Origin of the sequence: Streptomyces sp. NPDC059455, assembly GCF_042750115.1 — a bacterium.
In the GTDB taxonomy this organism is placed as follows: Bacteria; Actinomycetota; Actinomycetes; order Streptomycetales; family Streptomycetaceae; genus Streptomyces; species Streptomyces endocoffeicus.
The window spans coordinates 12285-17604 of the sequence record NZ_JBHYVB010000132.1; the positions used below are offsets into that span (position 1 = coordinate 12285).

Annotated in this window: 7 protein-coding genes; 3 read left to right on the top strand and 4 right to left on the bottom strand. The window is 69.6% G+C overall.

Features of this window, described 5'->3' with window-relative positions:
- Positions 1–174 precede the first annotated feature (174 nt).
- The 3 genes from ACFXB5_RS35570 to ACFXB5_RS35580 all read right to left on the bottom strand — a co-directional run bounded on the left by ACFXB5_RS35570 (position 175) and on the right by ACFXB5_RS35580 (position 1684).
- Positions 175–534, bottom strand: a complete 360-nt coding sequence (locus ACFXB5_RS35570; protein ID WP_385215950.1) for a hypothetical protein — start codon at positions 532–534, stop codon at positions 175–177.
- Positions 535–645: 111 nt separating this feature from the next.
- Positions 646–873, bottom strand: coding sequence for a DUF397 domain-containing protein (locus ACFXB5_RS35575; protein WP_385215951.1), 228 nt, complete (start codon positions 871–873; stop codon positions 646–648).
- Complete coding sequence (locus ACFXB5_RS35580) at positions 860–1684, bottom strand: helix-turn-helix domain-containing protein (protein ID WP_385215953.1); 825 nt, start codon at positions 1682–1684, stop codon at positions 860–862. The genes ACFXB5_RS35575 and ACFXB5_RS35580 overlap by 14 nt, the downstream gene beginning before the upstream one ends.
- 291 nt (positions 1685–1975) lie before the next feature.
- Between ACFXB5_RS35580 and ACFXB5_RS35585 the strand changes: the two genes are divergently transcribed.
- Complete coding sequence (locus ACFXB5_RS35585; RefSeq protein ID WP_385215956.1) at positions 1976–2323, top strand: hypothetical protein; 348 nt, start codon at positions 1976–1978, stop codon at positions 2321–2323.
- Positions 2316–2567: a hypothetical protein gene (locus ACFXB5_RS35590; protein WP_385215958.1), complete on the top strand. Its 252-nt coding sequence runs from the start codon at positions 2316–2318 to the stop codon at positions 2565–2567. The genes ACFXB5_RS35585 and ACFXB5_RS35590 overlap by 8 nt, the downstream gene beginning before the upstream one ends.
- Positions 2568–3065: 498 nt before the next feature.
- Here the strand turns inward: ACFXB5_RS35590 and ACFXB5_RS35595 are convergent, their stop codons facing one another.
- Positions 3066–3971: an oxidoreductase gene (locus ACFXB5_RS35595; protein WP_385215961.1), complete on the bottom strand. Its 906-nt coding sequence runs from the start codon at positions 3969–3971 to the stop codon at positions 3066–3068.
- Between the two features lie 131 nt (positions 3972–4102).
- On the opposite strand from ACFXB5_RS35595, the gene ACFXB5_RS35600 reads away from it, so the two are divergent.
- Positions 4103–4978 carry a helix-turn-helix transcriptional regulator gene (locus ACFXB5_RS35600; RefSeq protein WP_086881507.1) on the top strand — a complete coding sequence of 292 codons (876 nt, stop codon included), beginning with the start codon at positions 4103–4105 and terminating at the stop codon, positions 4976–4978.
- Positions 4979–5320 lie beyond the last annotated feature (342 nt).

Below are 5320 nucleotides of genomic sequence, written 5' to 3' on the forward strand. Positions count from 1 at the left end.
GCCCCCCCCACACCCCCCCCCCCCCCGCCCCCGCCCCGCGCCCCCCCCCCCCCCCCCCCCCGGGGGCGCCCGCCCCCCCCCCCCCTTACCACCCCCGGGCCTGTCCCCCGCGCCTCCGCCCCCCCCCACCCTCGTCGCGTTGCCGCGCGGTCCGTTAACGCGCAGCGTCGTATCTCACTGGTCGGAGTAGCTGAAGTCGCCCACGGTCCAAGCGCTGACGTCATCGATCGCCACGCGGTACATCCCGCCTGTCTCCGGGATCCCCACCGTGCCCTGCAGAATCCGCGACACATGGAAATGCAGATGCGTGGGCGCCTTCTCCTCACACGTCGTAGCGGTGAAGACAGCAGAGAAATTATTGAGACTGGCCGAGTCCGCCAGGACCTCGGACACCCGCTGCCGCCAGACAGCTTCGGGAGCCAGCCGACCCGTGATGACAGCACCACCGGCGACCACAGTCAGAGTCATCTGGTTGCTGTGCCCGGACTCCACCAGGGCCGCGACATCAACAAGCAGTTCGTCAGGCTTCGACATGAGAAGCGATTGTAATCAACGCCGCTCGGTCCGCCTGAGTGGTGGCGCTGGTGCGACATGCAAGATCGAACTGCGCAGACGAGGACGGCGCGAACCACACTGTTGGGTGGCTCAGGTGGTGGGGAACTCCCCGCGCTTGACGCCGGAGACGAACGCCGACCACGCGGACGGCTCGAAGATGAGCGCCGGGCCGTGGGGGTCCTTGCTGTCGCGGACGGGTATGTCGGCGTGGCCACGTGCTACTTCGAGGCATTCGCCCTGATCGCCGCCGCTGTAGCTGGACTTGTACCACCCGGTGAAGGTGGACGCGTCGGAGACGGTGTGTTCACTGCTGATCATGCACGTGTTCCTCTGCTGCCGCCTTGACGAGGGCCAGTGACTCCTGCTGCGACAACGCGTCGCTCAGGGCCAGAGCGTAGGCGGTCTGGCTGGCCTTCACCAGTGACGGATCATCCATCATGTTGCCGGTGAGGAAGCCTTCGACGTAGGCCACCGGGGCGGAGTCCTTGAAGCTCATGAGCGTGAGCAGACTCTGCTGGAGCGAGTGAGCCCCAGCGCTGTAGGGCACTACGTGCAGCCGCAGGCGTCCCGATTCGGCCATGTCTGCGATCTTGTTCAGCTGCTCGGCCATGACCTGGGGGCCACCGACGTGGCGTCGCAGGACGGCTTCGTCGAGGAGCGTCCATACGACAGGGTTCGACGGCTCATCCAGAATCCGAGCACGTTCCGTTCGGATGACGACGTCCCTGTCAAGCTCCTCGGCCGTGTGGTTGGGTCGGTACGCGCTGAACAGGGCCCGTGCGTAGGCGGGAGTCTGGAGCACGCCAGGAACGAGAGTGAGAGCGAACTGCTGGATCACCGTCGCTTGTTGCTCCAACTCGGCCACGGCCGCGAAATGGTCGGTCCACTTCGACTCCAGATCCTCCAGCCACCGCGCGAAGAACCCGTCCGTTCCCAGCGCCTGGTCGATCCGCGCCGCGTCGTCGGGCTTCGGCAACCGCCTGCCCGCCTCGAAATGGCTGATCAGCGTGGGCGAGCACACCACGCGCTCACTCAGCGCCTCCTGTGTCATGTCGGCCGCTGTGCGCCGGATCCTCAACTCCTCCCCGTACTTCTCCCTCGGGGTGCGTGGCCTCCGATCCATCTCCATGGCTGACTCCCTGAGTTGAAAGCTTTGCTGTCAGACCCGCCCTCCTAGCAGCGTAGCCAGAATCACCTCCACTCTGTGAAGCAAACGCCACACAGCGTGAAGAGACGCAGGACCCTCGCGACCGGGGTGCACCGGCCCGAGGGCGTGGCCCACCAGCTGAATGGAGCTGATGAACGTGAGCAACCCTATGGAGCGGTTCCTCGCATGCGTGAGTGCGCTTCTCGCCTTATTGCCGTCCGGCCGTCATCGGGCCGGGGCATGGACGGCGATCCACGGTGTGGAGGTGTCCGGATGGGCGCGATGACCGGTCTGCGCCTGCTGCCGTGGTCGGATCCCGACGGCAAGCCGTGTTATCTGGCGTCGGACGACGGGAACAGCCCGCTGAGCCGACGTGCGGACGCGATCGAGGCCGTACAGATGTCCATGGGGGCCGAACTCCTCCGGCACGCCCGAGCGCTGCTGGACGCCCCCACAGCGGACGCGCGAGAATTGCGCTACCTCGCGGACCGGCTGTGTGAGGCGCTGCGCGATGTGTTGCGGGTCGCCGAGAGCAGGGGCGCCCGCTTGCCCTCGTACGGCGAAGGCGACGGCCCGGGCGGGCATCCGGCGCCCGGAAGCGCTGGAGGTCGCCGTGACTGACTGGCAGATCGGTCCCGTTCCGGGCCGGGGCTTGCGCCGGGTGAACGGTGGGGAGCTCGCGCTGCCGCTCCAGATCAGCAGGGGCGGGCGGCATCAAGCGATCGCCGAGCTGGAGCTGACCCTCGCGGCGGCGGAGCAACTGCACGCGGCCCTGTGCTACGCGCTCGGTGAGCAGCCCCCGCCCGCCGATGCGCCCGAGTGCCGTCAGCCCGTCCGCTACCCGGGCGGCCGACGGCGGTACTGAGGACGACCACGCTCGCGGTCTTCGCGAGGCGCCGTCCCGGGGGCTCCCCTCTGGGACGGCGCCTGCTCGAGTCCGTCTGCCTGCGAGTCCGCACGACGAAGCCGCATGGCCGCTCGACCCCGTCAACACCGCACCCCGCGTTGCCGGCCGACCTGATCCGAGGGAAACGGCCCGCCGTACAGGCGGGTGTGACCTGGCTCCTCAGTTCTCCTTGGCGTCTTTTCCCTGGTCACAGCCGCGTTAGCCGGATGTTAGGGGGGAGTCCGACAGCCTCGTCGACCAGCGCAGCGCCACCCACCCCGGCACCTTCGGCAACCCCATCGGCTGACCAGCTCAGAGGTGTGCCATGCCAAAAGGCCGTGGGTTCGAGTTTCCCGAAGGGCGCTCGTAGCCGAACTCGCGGGTGGTGCGCCCAGAACGGTACCGGAGCGGGCTGGGGTTCGTCCGAGCCTGCCGAACCGGCCTGGGTCTCTGACGTCGAAGGCAGATGCCGCCAGTTCAGAGATAGCTGATGCCGGTCAGCTCTTCGGCCGCCGCCCAGAGCTGCTTGCCAACAGCGGGGTCGGCCGCCTCCCGACTGAGCCGGGCGTCGGTAACCCGGCCCCTCGTCTCCCCAAGCATGGACGGTCCGAAGAACTGGCCGCCCCGCAGGCCGGGTTCGGTCGCGGCGCGCAACTGCGGCAGCGCGCCCTGCTCCACGGACTGGGTGGTCAGGAGGCCGACCCACGCAATCAGCTGCCCGAACCGGCCACGGTGCTCCCAGGCACGCGGGGTCAGGTTGGTGCGGGTGAGACCGGGGTGGGCCAGCGTGCTGACGATCGGCGATCCGGCAGCGCGCAGGCGGCGGTCCAGTTCAACGCCGAAGATCGTCGTTGCGAGCTTGGACCGGCCGTAGGCGGGAGCGGCCCGGTAGTCACGCTCGAACATCAGGTCGTCGAAGTCGAGGTGCGCGTTCTTGTGGGTGATCGAGCTGAGGTTGACCACCCGGGGTTCCCGCGCCGCGGCCAGCTTGTCGAGCAGCAGGCCGGTCAGCGCGAAGTGGCCCAGCATGTTGGTGCCGAGCTGCAACTCGAAGCCGTCGACGGAGGTGCGGCGCGGGCCGAGCAACACCACGCCGGCATTGTTGACCAGCAGGTCGATCGCCGGGTGGTCGGCGGCCAGCCCCGCGGCGAACGCCCGTACCGAACCGAGGGAGGCCAGGTCCAGCTCCCGTACCTCGACGTCGCCGCCGATCCGGCGGGCGGCCTCCTCACCGGCGTCGGTGTTGCGGACGGCGAGCACGACATGGGCGCCGTGGCGGGCCAGTTCGGTGGCGGTGACCAGGCCGAGGCCCGAGTTCGCGCCGGTTACGACGGCGATCCGGCCGTGCTGGTCGGGAATGCGGTCGGCGGTCCATCCGGTCATCCGCTGCTCCTGAGGGTGTCGGTGCGGTACACCGACGACGCTAGGAGCAGTGCGCGTCGGCTCGGTCGTTCTCGGTTGCCTAGGTCTGCGGGACCTACCTTGCCTGCCCGGCGACGCGGCAGACTTGGGGCATGAGCCATCCCTACGCTCGTGAGCTGGGAGATTTCCTGCGTGCCCGGCGCGGCAGACTGCGTCCGCACGACGTCGGTCTGGAACCCGGCGGCCGACGCAAGGTCACCGGGCTACGGCGCGAGGAGCTGGCACTTCTGGCCGGGCTGAGCACCGACTACTACCAACGGATGGAGCAGGGCCGGGAGGTACGCCCGTCCGACGACGTCCTGGACGCGCTCGCCCACGCGCTCGGACTCGACGACGAGGAGCGCCGGCACCTGTTCACCCTGGCCCACGCCGCCCGCCGGCCCATGCCCGCCCGGGCGGACCACGGTCCGGAAAAGGTGCCGGACAGCACCCGGCGACTGCTGCGGGTGATGGACACCCCGGCGCTCGTACTCGGCCGGCACCTCGATCTGCTCGCCTGGAACCCGATGGCGGAGGCGCTGCTCGGCAGCCCGGACGCCCACCCGTCCGACCGGCTCAACATGCTCCTGCTGATGTTCGACGACACGCTGACCGGCGAGCGGAGCTGCCCGGACTGGGAGCGGCAGGCCCTGGACTACATCGGCATGATGCGCGCCGCCGTCGCCGCTGACCCCACCCATCCGCGCGCCACCGCGATCGTGGGTGAGCTGAGCATCCGCAGCGCCGAGTTCCGGCGGCTGTGGGCCCGGCACGACGTACGCGCGTCGGTCAGCGGCTCCAAGACCTTCCGGGTCCCCGAGGTCGGCGACATCGTCCTGGACTGGGACACCTATCCGCTGCCCGGCAGACCCGGCCCGGTCATGCTGGCCTTCACCGTCGAACCGGGCAGCCCCGACGCGGACCGGCTCCAGCTTCTGGCGTCTTTGCACGCGACCCGCTCGGCACGCGCCGACAGGCGCTCCTTCTAGAAGACGAGCGTTCGCCGTTGTGCAGCGCCCGCTCGCCCGGACGACCGCGAGCGTCATCAACGCCTCAGCTCACTGGTAACGACCATGCGTCATGGATAGCGGCAGAGCTTCGGAAATCCTGACGGAACGTCGAACTCTCCACGCGATCGAGTAAAACCCCGCTCACCAGCGCCGCAGGTCAGGAGAAGATGCGCCGAACAGAGGGAACTCACGGGAGTCCCGACAACAGCCGACGCCTCGCGGGGCGGCGGGGGCGGCCGGGGGCCCCCCCGGCGCGCCCCCGCCGCGGGGGGGGGGGGCCCGGGCCCCCCCCCCCCCCGCCGGGGGGGCAGGGGCGGGCGA